This is a genomic window from Candidatus Paracaedibacter acanthamoebae, assembly GCF_000742835.1.
GTDB lineage: Bacteria > Pseudomonadota > Alphaproteobacteria > Paracaedibacterales > Paracaedibacteraceae > Paracaedibacter > Paracaedibacter acanthamoebae.
On record NZ_CP008941.1, the window covers coordinates 1,125,762 to 1,142,064 of the forward strand.

The following is a 16,303-nucleotide window of genomic DNA, read 5'->3' on the forward strand; positions in this document are numbered from 1 at the left end:
TAATAATAACAATTATAGGAAATAATCATGAAAGCTATTTTTCTGAGGACAATTGCCCTTAGTTTGTTTTTAGTAGACACTGAGAGCCAGGCAGCTGCCCCCCAATACTCTAAACAGTATCCAGAGATACCGCACAAGCCTTAGAAGAAAAAGGGCCATTCTTTGCAAAAGGCTATAAAAAAATTATCAATTACCATTTATCAATCACTCTAGGATACGAATCATGAAACAACGGCAGAATAACCTCCTCCCTTTTGCTTTAAGTCTACTTCTTGGCACTGTAGGCTATAAAACCTCACAGGCCATGGAAAATCCATCAAGTATTGATTTAGAAAATATTACCAGCACATCTTTAATCCTTGAAGGAAAGCAGATTGGAGATGCAGGCGCGCAAACACTGGCTAAGAATACCACCCTCACCTCCTTAGATTTAAGGAACAATGGAATTGGAGATGCAGGCGCGCAGGCCCTGGCTAAGAATACCACCCTCTCTTCTTTGAATCTAAGGCAGAACTGGATGGGGACTGCGGGAGTGAAGGCATTGGCTCAAAATACCACCCTCACCTCCTTAGATTTAAGGAACAATAGGGTTGGAGATTCAGGCGCGCAGGCCCTGGCTAAGAATACCACCCTTACTTCCTTGAACTTGGAATGTTGCTGGATTGGAGTTGAGGGAGTGGCAGCGCTCCTGAATGCCCTGCGAACCCAAACAAACCTAACAGAACTATCCTTAAAATGGCCTAACAGTAATAATGAAAGGGAGGTTGAATTTCTTTTAAATCGCAACAAGGAATTGGCAAGCAACCGCACTCACCAAGTTATCCCCACTGTGCCCGCTCCTACCCCTCAGCCTATGCAAGGAACATTCCCTCAGAATGTCATTGCTCCAGTCTTACCAGACGAGCCTTCTAAAACCAAGGAAGACAAGGGTAAGGAGAAGTTAGGGGAGTTCATTAAATCACTTATTAATAAAGACCTAAGAGACACAGCTCTTCGAAAAAAAACCATAACCCCCTCTCAACGTCCAAATCGCTTGCTAGATTCTTCTCAGGCAAAAATTAAGCAATTAGAAAAAGAAAAAGCCCAGGTGGAAGAAAACCTTTCTTCTGTTATGCTGGCCAATGAACACCTTCTTGAAAGACAGAGCACACTTGCCAGCTCTTATCAGAGTGTCTTTGAGCTCTTGCAAGAAATGCCTCAACAAGCGTCCCCACTTGTTCAGATGGCTCTGGGACTGTCTTATAAGCTAGAGTTAGTGCCCGATCCTCATTTGGCTTTGCAATGGTTTGGCAAGGCTTTGGGTCAGGGAGAGAGCCGTGCACTCGATTTTATCAGAGAGGACGCAGATAAAGGAGAAAAAGAGGCTCAATACCTTGTGGCACGCGCTTATGAACAGGGCCAAGGCATCCCGCGTGATCTCAGGCAAGCTGCCACTTGGTATAATAAAGCCGCAGAGCAACAGCATCCCCTTGCTCGACAACGCCTTGCAGCTCTTCAAAGCGTTGAACTTGAAATTGCTGCCCAAGAAGGCGATGAGACCATCTAAAACGTGGGGGTCATGCCGCTAAAGACAGTGAATATCCAACATTTTGACCCATTTTTGGATACCAACGATTGAAAGTATTTCTGAGCTCGTTATTAAGAGTTTTTGTCTTGACTTGAAGAAGCAAATACGCTCCTTCTTGTGTCCATCTCATCTGCTGTTTTTTAGACATCCTTCTACTAGGCGTCGTGTGGAACACAATGTCATTCGGTTAAGCGGTATCGTCAAGGGCACCGTCATCAACTATGTTTGTAAAGATTTAAGCTTAGCATTAGCAATGATAACGATTTTACGCATAAGAGCCGTCAAAGCGACCATTTTCTTTTTACCTCTTTTGATAAGATTTTCATAGAAAGCCTTAAGAGGACTATCGGTTCTTCTCGCTGTCATAGCAGCCATAAAGAGGATGCGTTTAACATCGACTCTGCCTCCTTTCGTCCTTCTATAGCCCACTGTTTTTCCACTTTCACAAGGATGAGGCGCTAATCCTGCAAGGTTGGCTATTTGGCGTCGATTAAGCGTTCCCAGTTCCGGCAGTAATCCCAAAAGAGTGGTTGCCACAATAGGGCCGACCCCTGCAATCTCTTGAAGAGTTTGATAGCGCTGGAGAAGAACAGGGTCAATCTGGAGAAGTTTCTCCAAAAGGCCTTCAATTTCAGTGAGTTGTCGAGTACAGGACTAGCATTACTGCTAGTCCTGTACTCGACTTAATGTTAATTTGGCTGCTAACAAAATTTAATATTTCAGGAATAATTTCAAAAGGCTCCTGCTGAGGAAACCTATTAAAGACTTTCACAAATATTAATTGATAGCAAAACCCAAGCCGGTTCGGATCGCGTCTGCATTGAAAAACCCATTCTTGTTCTTCTTTTGAAAGTGGGCCGACTTCATTAAGTAATTGACGAGTAATAGCATACCTACTCTCCATAAAAAACCATCCTTTTATCTAGACATATATATTTATTTTTATTAGGTTTTATATGGACACTTATTGAACAATTAAAAGTATTTCAACCTTTTTCTTAAACAGAGTGCTAAAAATGGCTAATTTTGCCTATCTACGCGTGTCAACGGACAGCCAAGATAATCAGAACCAAAAGCTGAGTGTGCTTGAGTACTGCAATGCGAACCAACTGGGCTTGCTTCATTTGATTGAGGATACGGTTAGCAGTAAAGTGCCGTGGAAAGAACGGAAAATTGGAGAGATCCTTCATAAAGCCAACAAAGGAGATGTGATTGTCGTCTCGGAAGTCTCCCGTCTAGGCCGTTCAGCCCTACAAGTTCTTGAAATTCTTGAGTTCGCCGCCAATCATGAAATTTCTGTGCATCTCGCAAAGAATCGATTTATTATGGATGGCTCCATGCAGGCAACAATTACAGCGACAATTTTAGGCCTTGCAGCGCAGATAGAACGTGAATTTATTTCTCTGCGGACAAAGGAAGCTCTGGCAAAATGCAAACAAGATGGTAAAAATCTAGGACGACCAAAAGGACCAGCCCAAGCTTTAAAGCTAGATCAGCACTATGATGAAATTGTTTCTTACTTGAGAAAAGGAATCAGTAAACGATCTATAGCCAAGTTAATTGAGTGCTCCCCTACCAGTCTTTATAATTGGCTAAAACGTAGAAAAATTAAGGACTAATTCTCTTAGCAGGACCTTTGGTACCAGGATGCCTAATTCCGCGAGGCACCTCCAAGGCTATTATCTCTAAAAATTAGATTACCTATACCTTTCGATGAAACAACCTATAAAGCGCAGGCAGCACGAGGAGTGTCAACGCGGTGGAAGAAATGATTCCGCCGATCACTACTGTTGCTAAAGGCCGCTGCACTTCCGAGCCAGCACCTACATTAAACGCCATTGGTACGAAACCCAGCGATGCCACCAGCGCAGTCATTAGCACAGGGCGTAGACGAGTGAGTGCGCCTTCTGTAATAGCTTGCTCCAATGGCTTTTTTTCATTAAGTAGTTGGCGGATAAAAGATACCATAACGACACCATTTAAGACCGCTACTCCCGAGAGGGCAATAAATCCCACGCCTGCAGAAATGGAAAGCGGAATACTTCGTAGCCAAAGTGCTATTATCCCTCCCGTGAGTGCTAGCGGTACACCTGAGAAGATAATAAGGGCATCCCGTATTGAACTGAACAATGAAAATAACAACAAAAAAATAAGCAATAGAGTTACTGGCACCACTATTTGAAGTCGCTTACTGGCAGAAATCAACTGCTCAAATGTCCCCCCGTATTCTACCCAATACCCAGATGGAACTTCTATTTTTTCAGTTACCTGTTCCTGAACATCTTGCACAAACGATCCAAGATCACGTCCCCGAACATTGGAGGTTATTACGACACGGCGTTTACCGTTTTCGCGGCTTATTTGATTAGGTCCAGGCGCAATTTCTAATGTGGCAACTTCCGATAACGGTACATATCTCAGTATTTGTTTGTTTTCTTTATCTAAGCCTTGAGCTAATGGGATTGGCAAGCTTTTCATTGCATTTATATTAGTGCGTAATTCTTCCGGTAAACGCACAATTAAATCAAACCGTCTATCTCCTTCAAAAATACGACCAGCTACTTTACCCCCCAGACCAATTTCTAATATTTCTTGCATGTCTGCTACATTCAAACCATAAAGGCTAAGGGCAGCACGATTAGGCAGTATACTTAAAACTGGAAGTCCCGTAATTTGTTCCATTTTTGCATCCGCAGATCCTGGAATAGTTTTAAGTAGGGTTTCAATTTTCTTGCCAACCTTCTGTAATTCTTCCAAGTCATCTCCGTAAACCTTCACAGCCAAATCCGAGCGTACACCAGAAATCAGCTCATTGAAGCGCATTTGGATCGGTTGGGTAAATTCATAATTATTTCCAGGGATTTTTAATACGGCTGCTTCAATTTCCTTTACCAGCTGTGCTTTGGGCTTTCGTGGATCAGGCCAATCTTTGCGTTCTTTAATTATTACAATCGTATCTGCCACACTAGGAGGCATAGGGTCAGTAGCAACTTCCGCAGTTCCCATCTTAGCAAATACTGTTTTTACTTCTGGAAATTCCTTTATCCGAGCCTCAAGGGCAGTTTGCATACTGATAGCCTGTGTCAGACTGGTACCAGGAATCCGTAGCGCATGCAGGGCAATATCTCCTTCATCTAAATTTGGAATGAATTCTGATCCCATACGTGAAGCTAAAAAGATGCTGAATAATACTAAGAGGACTGCACCCGTAATTATTTTTCGAGGAGTTTTAAGACTATAAGCTAGAATAGGTTCATACCATTTATGCGCTTTTCGTATAATGACATTTTCCTTCTCCTCTACCTTACCGGTAACAAACAGGGCAATCGCCGCTGGAATAAAGGTAATAGACAATACTAAGGCTGCTAGTAATGCCATCACTACTGTAAAAGCCATAGGGTGAAACATTTTACCTTCTACACCTGTTAATGTGAAGATAGGCAAATAAACTACTGTAATAATCATAATCCCAAACAGGCTTGGTCGAATCACTTCGGCTGTGGCAGACGCTGCTAGGGAAAATCGTTCTTCTCGGGAAAGTATCCTTCCCAATCGACGTTGTTCTAGCCCAAAACGCCGCAAACAATTCTCAATAATAATAACAGCACCATCGACAATTAAGCCGAAATCTAAGGCACCCAAGCTCATAAGATTACCAGATATTTTGTTTTGCACCATACCCGTAATAGTAAGAAGCATTGCAAGCGGAATGACAGCGGCCGTAATAAGAGCAGTACGTATATTTCCTAAAAGCAAAAATAAAATGACGATGACCAGGAGTGCCCCTTCCAGTAGGTTTTTTTCTACTGTCGCAATGGTACGATTCACCAACATAGAACGATCATAGACGGCTTTGACAGTAACTCCTTCGGGCAAGCCACGGTTAACCTCTTCTAGTTTTCTTCCTACCGTTTGAACAACTTCACGGCTGTTTTCACCAATGAGCATAAAGACTGTGCCTAATACGACTTCTTGACCGTTTTGAGTTGCAGCTCCTGTGCGTAATTCTTTTCCTAAAGATACTTCAGCTACATCTTTGATGCGAAGTGGCAGGCCGTCGCGCCGCGCAATAATAATATCTCCAATTTCTTTAAGATCCTTTACCTGTCCGGGGACGCGAATCAAATATTGCTCACCATGTTTTTCTACATATCCAGCCCCAATGTTATTATTATTTTTGGTAAGTGCGATCATTACATCTGCGAGAGTCAACCCCAGGGAAATGAGTTTATCGGGAGAAGGTGTGACATGGAACTGCTTTGCAAACCCGCCAATAGTATTAACCTCTGTAACACCCTTCAGATTTCTGAGTTGAGGTCTTACCACCCAATCCTGTATTTCACGTAAATCAGAAAGTGTCCACGGAGTGCCATCCTGCTTTTTAGCTCCAGATTTTGCCTCGACAATAAACATAAAAATCTCACCCAGACCGGTGGCAATGGGGCCCATAGTAGGTTCTAACCCGTCTGGGAGTTGGCTTTTAGCTTCTTGCAGTCGCTCATTAACCAGCTGGCGAGCAAAATAAATATCCGTTCCATCTTTAAAAATAACCGTAACTTGACTCAGCCCGTATCGCGAAACGGAGCGCGTATAGCTTAAACCCGGGAGCCCCGCAATAGCAGTTTCTATTGGATAGGTAATACGCTGCTCTGATTCCAGTGGTGAAAAGCCTGGTGCTTCCGTATTTATCTGCACTTGCACATTGGTAATGTCGGGAACGGCGTCAATTGCCAGACGTTGAAAATTATACGCCCCCAATATGCCTAGTCCTAAGACCATGATCATAATCATCCAACGTTGGCGAATTGAAAAATAGACAATACGTTCTAGCATAGCCTTATCCTTAATGATCATGCGATGCAGCAGACTTCTCAATATCTGCCTTGATTAAGAAACTATTTTCGCTGACATAATCTGTATTTGGCTTGATGCCTCCTAGCACCTCCACATATTCATCATCCTTCAAGCCAAGTTCTAACATACGTACTTCATAAGTTTCGCCCACTTGCGCGAATACGACATTAAAATCTCGAAATGCCTGCAATCCAGAAGATTTGACTGCCATTTTTACTTCCCGCGTATCTACTACCACGTTACCTTGTACCGTCATACCGGGGTACCATTCTTTTTTGCTATTATCCAACAACGCACGTGCCGTTATCAGGGCAATTGCATGAAAAAAACAGTATTAAAAAGGTAATAATTTTGTAGAAAAAGACAAAAGCCCCAAGAAAAAGTTTAAAGTTTTGGATATCATAAGATTTATAGAGGAAGTTGAAGACCCTCGTGATTCCTGGAAAATCCAGCATAATTTAAGCAGTATCCTTTTTACAACCTTATGCGCTGTCTTATCGGGGGCGCAGACATGGGATGATGTAGCGCTGTTCGGGCAAACAAAACAAGCATGGCTGTCAAAGTACATTTCTTTCGATAATGGAATCCCTTCTGCTTGGACTTTTAGAAGAATCTTTACACTGCTTCGCCCAGAATGCCTGGAGATCCTCTTAAGGACTCACGCAGATCAAATAATGGGAGCTCATAATGCTAACCATATAGCGATCGACGGGAAAACCTTGCGGTCGAGTAAGCGTAAGGATTTAAACTGTCTTCATTCCTTAAGCGCCTGGTGTCATGAGAAAGGTCTTGTATTGGCAGAAAAAGATGTAGACAAGAAATCCAACGAAATAACAGCAATTCCTTTATTATTGAACACGCTAGACTTAAAAGGGGCAACCGTCAGTATTGACGCTGCTGGTTGCCAAAAAACGATAGCAAGCCAAATCCAAGAGCAAAAAGGTGATTATGTTTTAGCTTTAAAAAAGAATCATCCTAAATTATATCAAACCATTGAACAATATATAGCAGATCAAGGACCTTCTTGCGATACTAAACTCCATGATGGTTTTGATGAAGGCCATGGACGATTGGTCCGACGACGCTACTTCGGTTATGATATTAGTCATCTTGAACAAGCAAAAGAGTGGTCAGGTTTAAAGAGCGTTATTGCTGTTGAAACAATCTTCTCGCACCCTAACAGTTCTACTCATGTTACGGCTCAATGGCGCTATTATCTTTCAAGTCATCCAGCCAACCATCAACAACTTCCTGACTATATCCGCAATCATTGGAGTGTTGAAAATAAGCTTCACTGGGTTTTGGATGTGCATTTGAAAGAAGACGAGGATCGTAAAGCTGAACGCCAAAGTGCCAAGGCTTTTGCTATTCTTAAACGTATGAGCTTAAATATTATTCGGTCCAAGGATGGTCATACCAAGGGTAGTTTACGGGGAAAACTGAAAAAAGCTAGTTGGGATACTGCCTATTTGTTGAGTTTACTCGTGTAAAAACAAGGCCTTCTATTAAGTAAAGCGGGTGTAAGCTTTTTAGGCGGCGCTTATGGTACGTTAAGAGAGCCTAAAATACAAATTATAGACCTCCAATATTAATATTTAGAAATCATCATAGAATTTTTAGTAATAACAGAGATTATTTTTATCCTAACCAGAAAACTGCCTAAGTTCCTAAACCTTTCATGCAATTGCCCTGACCCGAAAGTAAGTTATTTTATGGGATTAATTTATACTCTTTGATTTGGGATAACCCTTATCCAGATATATTTAGGGTCTTCTCTTTTCTCAATAAGAAGGGAAAATTGCTCAAAGGCGATATATACTCCCTTTATGGAATAATTCGCCTTAAGGATAACTGGATTTAAGAATTATTTTTAACTCTTCTGAAGAAATTAAATAATCTTGAGGTGCTGTGCGATCGAGTTTAAATAATTTAAATATTTTATTAGCACTCGTGTTTAGCAAGAAAATTAAAGGGTACATTAACTAGTAAAATAGATAAAGAGAGGCTGTCATCAAAGACATTTAGCAGACTAACCCCTCACAATTACTAGCCTGAAGAAAGGAATGCGTTCTCTTAATGCATTTTCTACCTTCATAAAGCTACGTAAAATCACCTTAATTTGTATTAGTGATAGGTGCTTTGGCTATTAATGTCGTTTTTCCGTTGCTGCTCATGTAGCTCTAGATGGAAGCGCCCTATCGTTGTTAATTTATCTGCCTCTTTATTACTTTTTTGTTGTTCGTGTAATTGTTGATGTAGTTGATCTATTTCTACCGAGGTACCTGTTTGATTTTTTCTTTCTAGTTGCTGATGGAGCTGTCGATGTTGTATATACAAATCTTGAAATTGTTGGAACTCTTGCTTTTCCTCCATTGCAAAAACCAAACCAGAGGAAAACACTTGGAGCAGCATGAAGCTTCCCAACATTTTTAATGAACTGGAGCTTTTTAGAGTTGATGTTAAGTTATTAGCAAAAAAAGTAAAACGCGCAGCTAATTGTGATGAATAATAAACCATATTTAGAATCCCTTTTTATTAATTTTATCAGTGTTATTATATAATATGAACTGTGTTCTCTCAAGAGCCAAAATAACATAATATGTTTTTCTGGTTTGAAAATTAAGTTATTGATTTTAAATAATAATTTTTTATGTTTTTGATCTTCCTAATCTTCCTATTAACATCAAATGGATAAGCATGAAAATACGTCACAACCCAGCTATATACCCCGTAGAGCAAAGTAAATTTCTGGTAATTTTTTTTTATATAAGAGCTCTTTTTAAACTGAAAAGAAGTAGGGAGGACAAGGCGAATAAGTGATAGTTAACCATATCTTAGCAGAGTTTTAACAGCTTTTTTCTGCGAATTGTAAGATAAGTTAGGGCATATAATTTTAATGAATAAGCTAGTCTTTCTGCTGCTCATCCTTGGTTTGGAATAGTATCCTACAATTTTAAACCTCACAGTGCAGACAGAATATGAATTTATTTTGTTACATACGAAGGAGGATCTGGCAAAATGCAAACAAGATGAAAAAAATTTGGGATTGCCAAAAGGACCAGTACTAACTTCGAAATTAGAGGAAATTAGAACAACATTATGAGGAAACTATTTCTTAATTAATTAAGTGTTAGCCTTCCAGGCTTTATAACTGGCTCAAACACAAAAAATTAAGAATTAATTTCCTTAGCGAGACTTTTGGTACAAAAATGCCTAGTACCCTGATGGGGCATATGATAGTCGGAAAGTTTATAAGTATTTATATGATCGCGGCATTATGTCTGTCATCCCGGTTGACATCAATGCTCGACAAACTTACATCAAAGAATTAAGGCCTCGGTTAGGGAAAAAGGGCTTTGTGGCTTAAATCAGTTTTTAAAGTAAAGGCCACCTTTAGAACGGATTTTTAGATGGATTTCACTGTTTTGGGCATACCAAGCTCAGTCATTCTATTGAGCAAATAACACATTAACTGGGTCTCAGCATTTTGATTGCTCCAATTTCTTGACAATATCTTTCTGCCAAAGATGGTCTTCAATCGATAAAAGGTGTTCTCTACCTTATTTCTTCTGCCATAATCATTTTTATTATACCAAGCCCAGTAGCCCTTCTTTTTGATATAGTCAATTTTTTGATCCCTTAAGCTTGGATTATTTGCTGAAAAAATGACAGCATGCCTTGGAGGAGGAATGATAGGCTTAATCTTTTTATTTGCGAGGTAGTTGTAGATTTCATAGCTGTCATACCCTCCATCCGCCAGTAGATCATTCCCATCTTGTGCGCCAGCTTGATTCAAAAGAGATGGTACACAAGCTCTGTCATCTGTCAGATGGTTGGTCATTTCTCTTGCTACAATAATACCTTGCTTCCCAACGCCAATATGCAATTTCCTCCAAACCTTACGCTGATACTGCTTGCCATGTTTGGTTTCTAACCACTCTTTTTCACCAAATACCTTAAGGCCAGTAGAATCAATAACCAAATGGCTAGCTCCTTCTAATGAAGGTAGGCGTAAAGCTGATAATGATCTATTCATACGTCTTTGATAGACGGCTAAATTCAGGAATGGGCAAGACCTTTCCTATCAAAACAAATAAAGATTCAACAAATCCTGTTAGTTGCCTTAGAGCTAATCTAAAGATGTGCCTTAGTGTTAACATGAGATTCATGCTGGTATCTGAATAAATAAAGGGCCGCCCTCGATCTTGCTTTACTTTCTTTACTGCAAGCCAGCTTTGATCGAAGTCTTCACTAAGCCAAATTGTAAGGGAACCTCGTTGCTTCAAGGAAGCATTATATTCTCGCCAGTTGGTTATTTTGTATTTTTTATTATTGTTGCTCATGTGTGCTTTTCAGGTTTGGTAAATCTCAAGCAAAATCTACCCTTAAATTCCTATTTAAGCAACAAAGTGATTGCATCTTGGGTGCTTCATTTTGAACACTTTTACCAAACTTGGCCTGCCGGAATCAGTTAAAATCTAATAATTTTGGGGAAAAGGGGAAGTTTGGTCTTGCTTCCCATTTACGCAACAACACCGGTAATAGTAACGAACAGCAAAACCGATAACACTTTTGGGAAGACGATATCCTTTATAAGGATCTCTCATAATCAAAGACTTTCTCTTATTTTTGCAAGAATCTTACAATAATTGCATCTCCATCTCAACAACTTGACGGCACCTATCATCAAGCTTATTAATCTTTACTTCAGGGACGACTACCTAGTACCCTGATTATAAAGATTTCATGAAGAAACCCTAGTAAAGCCCTAGATAGTTAACTTCGGCTTTACCAGGGGAGAGTTATTACTTTGCTAACATAAGAGGCGCAGAACCTGGATAACTTAAGGAAACTAAGTTAGGAGCCAAGATTACCATAGGCCCTTTTAATGCTGGTAATTGTACTGCCTTAACGAAAAAGCCCTTATGGTGGGGAGTATCATCATATAGAAAATCTTTCTCAATACCCCTTAAGCGTTTTTGCAGGGTTTTAATGATATCTTTTTGAAGAGCTTGAGGGTTTTTCAAGATAAGATCAATATCTTCTGCTAGGTCTTCTAGGTTAAATTGGAACCAGCGATCAGAGGAGAGCTCAGACGCTTGCTTGATTTTTGTTTTTATCTCCAGCATTTCTTTGACATAAGGAAGGGTCGTATCAATGCTTTCTGGGGTATACCACCAGTCTTTCAAAGAGCTAAGCCACTTTACCGGAGAATACCAAGGTATATTATGGGTACTAGCACTGCTATGGCTAGGAAAGGCTGAAGGAGATGCACTAGGAGAGGCTGAAGGAGATGCACTAGGTGTTGCGCTAGGAGAGACTAAAGGACTTGCAATAGGAGAAGCCGAAAAAGAGGCACTAGGTGACACTCTAGGAGAGGGTTTTATTCTTCCTCTTCCATAAATCACATAGCTAGCCCCTGCCCACAGGCGTCCATAAGGAGAGGCCTGATAAGCCCCAATAAGAATATCCGGAAAGCCATCCCCATTCACATCGCCCGCAGCACTAACAGACCTCCCACAGTTATCCATTGTAGCAGCACCATCAATCCTAAACCCTTGCGTAGGGTTCAAGCTTGCAAGGTCGATGGAATCTGTATACCCCCCAGCCTTGCCATAAATTACATAGCTAGTCCCTGCCATCCCGCGTTCAAAATGAGAGGCCTTATAAGCCCCAATAAGGATGTCCTGAAAGCCATCCCCATTCACATCCCCTGCCCCACTGACAGACACTCCAGAGGCATCAAGTTTGACAGCGCCATCAATCCTAAACCCTTGTGTAGGGTTTAAGCTTGCAAGGTCGAGGGAATCCGTATAACCGCCAACCTTGCCATAAATCACATAGCTAGACCCTGCACCATAGCGGCCATAAGGCGAAGCTTGATCAGTTCCAATAAGAATATCCGAAATGCCATCTCCATTCACATCTCCCGCAGCACTAACAGAACCTCCAGAGTAATCACCTGCAACAGCGCCAATAATTCTAAATCCTTGGGTGCTGTTTAAGCTTGCAAGGTCGAGGGAATCCGTATAACCACCAGCCTTGCCATAAATTACATAGCTAGCTCCTGTCCACTTGCGAACACCCATAGCCCCAATGAGGATGTCCTGAAAACCATCCCCATTCACATCTCCCGCAGCACTAACAGAACCTCCAGAGTAATCACCTGCAACAGCGCCACCAATTCTAAACCCTTGGGTGCTGTTTAAGCGTGCAAGGTCAAGGGATTCCGTATAGCCACCAGCCTTGCCATAAATTACATAGCTAGCCCCTGCCGACCGGCGTCCAAAAGAAGCGGCATGACTAGCCCCAATGAGGATGTCCTGAAGGCCATCCCCATTCATATCCCCAGCAGCACTGACAGATACTCCAGAGAGATCATTTTCGGCAGCGCCAATAATTCTAAATCCTTGGGTGGGGTTTAAGCTTGCAAGCTCGAGGGGGGCCTTATAACCCCCAGCCTTGCCATAAATTACATAGCTAACACCTGCACCATAGCGGTCAGGAAAAGGATTGGTCAGCCATGCGCCAATGAGGATGTCCGGAAGGCCATCCCCATTCACATCTCCTGCAGAACTGACAGATGCTCCAAATTTTTGGTCTCCAAGGCCACCATCAATCCTAAACCCTTGGGTGGGGTTTAAGCTTGCAAGGTCGATGGTACCTGTATAGCCACCAGCCTTGCCATAAATCACATAGCTAGACCCTCTGTGATTGGGAGACCCAATAAGAATATCCGGAATGCCATCCCCATTCATATCCCCAGCAGCACTGACAGAATTACCAGAGTAATCCCATGCAGCACCACCACTAATCTTAAAACCTTGGTTGCTGTATTCTAAGTTTGCAAGGTCAATATTTTCAAATTCAAAGGAACTAGCTGATGCTGAATGGAGCGCCAACAAAGCAACGGTAGAGACGGAAAGCAGTGCTAGTTTAGGAGGGTAAGATTTCATTGTTTTTCCTTTCATAATTGTTGTCGGTTTTGTTTTCAAAAAATACGCAAATTAAATGTATTTAACAATTAACTATAAGTAAAATAAAATATTATTTAAAAAATCACCTGATATCCTTATTGACTAATTCTGCGGCAAGCTATAATAAAAACTGTTGGCTGAAGAGGTCTACTAAGAGAATATTTAATAAAATGGGTCAAATTTATGGATTTGTTATACTAGCTCAGGTCATACCAGGTATTGTTGTCTTGATTCACAGAGTTTATATGTAAAGTCGGGTCTGTTGCATTTAGAAACTAAAAGTAATTTTATTTCAAAAATATGTAATAATAATGCTTTCAATGGCTTATTGTCGGGAAAATAGCACCTAGAATGAGATAAATATGTAAATTAATTACTTAAAATTTTAAGATGCAACAAATCCCTTTTAAGGTGCACGGCGTTGTTGCGTAAATGGGAAGCACGGCCAAACTTCCCCTTTTCCCCAAAATTATTAGATTTTAACGGCGCCGTCAAGTTAACTTTTGTAGATAGTAAAGATATGTCTAATAAGTCCACTCGGGGGCATCTTTTGCATCTTCAATAGTTAACTTGACGCTTCCCCATGACGTATTTAACACTATCAAATCCAGAGATTAAGAAGGATATTGATCGCTTATTAGAACCCAAAGAACACCAACAAACTTCAACCATTAAGATAGATTATGATCTCAGTCGATAAGGAGAAAAAATGACAGCATTAGGTGAAAAAACCTCCCCAGAACAAATTCAAGATCTGACGAAAACCTTGTTCTTAATTAATGGATTGCATTCTAAGCTTTCACAAGAAATAAAATTAATTGCTACCACAGCAAGCCAGATGACCGTAGCTACCAATGGCTTTCAATAATGCTTAGCAACATTGGATGCACAAACCCAGCAGATTCTGCCCACACTGCAAAAAGAAACCAAGACCATGGCTCAAGCTATAGCGCAAGAAGCGGGTCAGTACTTTGTCCAAGCTTCTATGGAGCAGGTTGAAAGGATCGTTAGCAAATTACAAGCTACCACAGCCACAATTGAACATAACCTAACGAAGTGTAATGAGAAAATTAGCTTCTTTTCAAGGGCTACCCTTATTGTGATCCTAGTTTCTACTTTGGTGGGAGGCCTTTTGGGTGGCGGACTTGTCCATTATTTGTTTCCACCTCTAGACAACAAAACGGCCACACAAATAAAGTACGGTGAGTACTTATTAAGTAATTGGTCTAAGTTAGATAAAAAGGATAGGGATAAACTGGCATCCCTCATGGTTTCAGGTTCACATCAATAGAAATGGGAAGCCAGATGATCCTTAACTCAGTTGGCTGTTCCATTGTTCCCCTCATTCCAAATGGTGGGTATGTGTTTTATAAAGTTGAGATGAATTTGTGAATAGTTGTTAGAATCTTCTCAAAAGTAGGCTTTTCTTTATAATAAAGGGATTGGCTTAAATTATATTCCTTTTCATACAGATTTCTTGTTTCGGTTTCTTGAAGAAGGAAAGCCTCGTTTTGGGAGATAATAGGATTATCTCCTTCTCGAAACCTTTTCTTCTTATGTTCTCTATATTCGTTTGTGGTGATGAATTCTTGAATCTCTGGTTGCTTTAGTAAGCAGTAAATATCGTAGTAATGCCTCATAAAGTTTTCAGAGAAATTACCTAACGCTTGCTGTTTGCGGAATTTGGTAGAAATAGTTTGTAGCTTTTCAACAAACGTATATCCTGGATGATAACAAAGGACATCTTTAGCGCGGTTGTCTTTTATATCAATTTTATTTTCTGCTTAATCATAAGCCCACGAACTAATTGTTTTTGGGGTATTGGGGCTAACCTCGTCAAACCCCACTTCAAGAAGAATACCTTCCTTAACGTCTTTAGGTTGGCTATGTGCTGTTTGATAGAACAGCCTTATGCCACCACTCCTGTATTTGGCATCATCGAAGGCCGCATCGCGTTTAACTTCAATAATTCCATCAATTTTAATATTGTCAGCAAGCCAATTATAGTACGAAAGACGACTCTGCCGATGATGAGGCTTATCCTGGTTGAGGCTCGTATAGATTTCCATATTCAAGGGTGGGTCTATGAGGATATCTATATCCTCTGAAAAACGATCGATGATTTTAAAACCTTTAGAAAGAGAGGTCCCCCCCTTTCATTTTAAAACTCATCCCTTGTTCTTGAAGCCCATAAAGGCAGTGCATGATCCAGTAATCTTTTTCCACCAGCACCGGGGTAATCCCCATTTTTTCCGACAAAATTAAAAGGAGATCATTAAATTCTGGGTGATTATGTAAATAGTTAGCTGCCATAATAGAGGCTTTCTTCTTTGAAGAGGTCTACAAAGAACTTTTTAGTCCGTCCGCTTCCATAATGCTGCACAGCTTCCCTGAGCAATTGAGAATCCATAGAATTTACCTTGGTTGCAACCCTCTTTAGGATGCTTTCTCTGTCTTCGACTAATCTAGCTAAATTATCAACTAAATCGACCAGTAGAAACACATCATTCAACTCTAAAGGGAAATGATGTTTAACTATAAATTGGAAATACCGGTTGCCTAATTTAAATCGACCATGGCGTTTATGGTTGTATACCACCGTCTCATTGTAAAGCTGTGTGGTGCCTACACCCAAAGCATTGTAAGCATTCGGTGTTGTGATTAGAAAACGAGTATCCTTCAAGAACGCCTCGATCAAGATCTGGTCATGAGGGGGAGTTTTCCCAAAAGCACTCTCTTTAGGGCAGTAATACATTCCGGTCGCCACTTTGAGTAACGACGTCTCTTGTTGGAGCTGTTTTAAATGGCGATCGATAGCATTTGACCACTTGTCAAGATCAGCTCGACGATATACCATGCCCGGTTCCAAATGGGATTTAACTACTTGAAGCGCAGTCATTATTTT

The 16,303-nt window shown here is 40.8% G+C and carries 12 protein-coding genes and 4 pseudogenes; 5 read left to right on the forward strand and 11 right to left on the reverse strand.

Annotation, left to right across the window (positions count from 1 at the left end; genetic code table 11):
• The first annotated feature begins 223 nt into the window (after window positions 1-223).
• Window positions 224-1,546 carry an SEL1-like repeat protein gene (locus ID47_RS11700; RefSeq protein WP_051908638.1) on the forward strand — a complete coding sequence of 441 codons (1,323 nt, stop codon included), beginning with the start codon at window positions 224-226 and terminating at the stop codon, window positions 1,544-1,546.
• A 10-nt stretch (window positions 1,547-1,556) separates the two neighbouring features.
• On the opposite strand, the pseudogene ID47_RS13465 reads toward ID47_RS11700, so the two are convergent.
• The 3 genes and pseudogenes from ID47_RS13465 to ID47_RS05060 all read right to left on the reverse strand — a co-directional run.
• Window positions 1,557-1,724, reverse strand: a pseudogene (locus ID47_RS13465) (ISKra4-like element ISCot1 family transposase); the annotation flags it as partial.
• A 62-nt stretch (window positions 1,725-1,786) separates the two neighbouring features.
• Window positions 1,787-2,185: a transposase gene (locus ID47_RS05055; RefSeq protein ID WP_075261564.1), complete on the reverse strand. Its 399-nt coding sequence runs from the start codon at window positions 2,183-2,185 to the stop codon at window positions 1,787-1,789.
• A 13-nt stretch (window positions 2,186-2,198) separates the two neighbouring features.
• On the reverse strand, window positions 2,199-2,471 hold the full coding sequence (locus ID47_RS05060) for a DUF4158 domain-containing protein (RefSeq protein WP_038464577.1): 273 nt from the start codon (window positions 2,469-2,471) through the stop codon (window positions 2,199-2,201).
• A gap of 112 nt (window positions 2,472-2,583) precedes the next feature.
• Here ID47_RS05060 and ID47_RS05065 point away from each other — a divergent pair, with 112 nt between their 5' ends.
• Window positions 2,584-3,186 (forward strand): recombinase family protein, encoded by a 603-nt coding sequence (locus tag ID47_RS05065; protein ID WP_038464578.1) that lies wholly within the window; start codon window positions 2,584-2,586, stop codon window positions 3,184-3,186.
• Between the two features lie 82 nt (window positions 3,187-3,268).
• Here the strand turns inward: ID47_RS05065 and ID47_RS05070 are convergent, their stop codons facing one another.
• Both ID47_RS05070 and ID47_RS05075 read right to left on the reverse strand, forming a co-directional pair.
• Window positions 3,269-6,400 (reverse strand): efflux RND transporter permease subunit, encoded by a 3,132-nt coding sequence (locus ID47_RS05070; protein WP_084676035.1) that lies wholly within the window; start codon window positions 6,398-6,400, stop codon window positions 3,269-3,271.
• Between the two features lie 10 nt (window positions 6,401-6,410).
• Window positions 6,411-6,728: pseudogene (locus tag ID47_RS05075) on the reverse strand (efflux RND transporter periplasmic adaptor subunit); the annotation flags it as partial.
• 85 nt (window positions 6,729-6,813) lie between these two features.
• On the opposite strand from ID47_RS05075, the gene ID47_RS05080 reads away from it, so the two are divergent.
• A complete protein-coding gene (locus tag ID47_RS05080) occupies window positions 6,814-7,911 on the forward strand; it encodes an ISAs1 family transposase (protein WP_038462597.1) in 1,098 nt (365 codons plus the stop codon).
• A gap of 634 nt (window positions 7,912-8,545) precedes the next feature.
• Here the strand turns inward: ID47_RS05080 and ID47_RS05085 are convergent.
• From ID47_RS05085 to ID47_RS05095, 3 genes and pseudogenes are all read right to left on the reverse strand, one after another.
• The gene (locus tag ID47_RS05085; RefSeq protein ID WP_038464584.1) at window positions 8,546-8,938 is read right to left on the reverse strand and encodes a hypothetical protein; all 393 of its coding nucleotides are present in this window, start codon (window positions 8,936-8,938) and stop codon (window positions 8,546-8,548) included.
• Window positions 8,939-9,827: 889 nt separating this feature from the next.
• A pseudogene (locus ID47_RS05090) lies at window positions 9,828-10,764 on the reverse strand (IS5 family transposase).
• Window positions 10,765-11,226: 462 nt separating this feature from the next.
• Window positions 11,227-13,377 carry a VCBS repeat-containing protein gene (locus tag ID47_RS05095; RefSeq protein WP_051908643.1) on the reverse strand — a complete coding sequence of 717 codons (2,151 nt, stop codon included), beginning with the start codon at window positions 13,375-13,377 and terminating at the stop codon, window positions 11,227-11,229.
• Between the two features lie 730 nt (window positions 13,378-14,107).
• On the opposite strand from ID47_RS05095, the gene ID47_RS12865 reads away from it, so the two are divergent.
• Both ID47_RS12865 and ID47_RS05100 read left to right on the forward strand, forming a co-directional pair.
• Entirely contained in the window at window positions 14,108-14,266 is a 159-nt protein-coding gene (locus tag ID47_RS12865) for a hypothetical protein (RefSeq protein ID WP_156956660.1), read from the forward strand.
• A 12-nt stretch (window positions 14,267-14,278) separates the two neighbouring features.
• Complete coding sequence (locus tag ID47_RS05100) at window positions 14,279-14,689, forward strand: hypothetical protein (protein ID WP_156956661.1); 411 nt, start codon at window positions 14,279-14,281, stop codon at window positions 14,687-14,689.
• Between the two features lie 76 nt (window positions 14,690-14,765).
• Here ID47_RS05100 and ID47_RS05105 read toward each other — a convergent pair.
• From ID47_RS05105 to ID47_RS05110, 3 genes and pseudogenes are all read right to left on the reverse strand, one after another.
• A pseudogene (locus tag ID47_RS05105) lies at window positions 14,766-15,521 on the reverse strand (nucleotidyl transferase AbiEii/AbiGii toxin family protein).
• Window positions 15,522-15,531: 10 nt separating this feature from the next.
• Complete coding sequence (locus ID47_RS13470; RefSeq protein ID WP_232223275.1) at window positions 15,532-15,711, reverse strand: hypothetical protein; 180 nt, start codon at window positions 15,709-15,711, stop codon at window positions 15,532-15,534.
• Window positions 15,701-16,297 carry a DUF6088 family protein gene (locus tag ID47_RS05110; protein ID WP_038464588.1) on the reverse strand — a complete coding sequence of 199 codons (597 nt, stop codon included), beginning with the start codon at window positions 16,295-16,297 and terminating at the stop codon, window positions 15,701-15,703. Before ID47_RS05110 ends, ID47_RS13470 begins: the two co-directional genes overlap by 11 nt.
• Between the last annotated feature and the right edge of the window lie 6 nt (window positions 16,298-16,303).

Coding starts and splice junctions, on each gene's coding strand:
- ID47_RS11700 (WP_051908638.1), top strand. CDS start 224: ATGAAACAACGGCAGAATAACCTCCTCCCTTTTGCTTTAAGTCTACTT.
- ID47_RS13470 (WP_232223275.1), bottom strand. CDS start 15,711: ATGGCAGCTAACTATTTACATAATCACCCAGAATTTAATGATCTCCTT.
- ID47_RS05070 (WP_084676035.1), bottom strand. CDS start 6,400: ATGCTAGAACGTATTGTCTATTTTTCAATTCGCCAACGTTGGATGATT.
- ID47_RS12865 (WP_156956660.1), top strand. CDS start 14,108: ATGACAGCATTAGGTGAAAAAACCTCCCCAGAACAAATTCAAGATCTG.
- ID47_RS05060 (WP_038464577.1), bottom strand. CDS start 2,471: ATGGAGAGTAGGTATGCTATTACTCGTCAATTACTTAATGAAGTCGGC.
- ID47_RS05095 (WP_051908643.1), bottom strand. CDS start 13,377: ATGAAATCTTACCCTCCTAAACTAGCACTGCTTTCCGTCTCTACCGTT.
- ID47_RS05110 (WP_038464588.1), bottom strand. CDS start 16,297: ATGACTGCGCTTCAAGTAGTTAAATCCCATTTGGAACCGGGCATGGTA.
- ID47_RS05065 (WP_038464578.1), top strand. CDS start 2,584: ATGGCTAATTTTGCCTATCTACGCGTGTCAACGGACAGCCAAGATAAT.
- ID47_RS05085 (WP_038464584.1), bottom strand. CDS start 8,938: ATGGTTTATTATTCATCACAATTAGCTGCGCGTTTTACTTTTTTTGCT.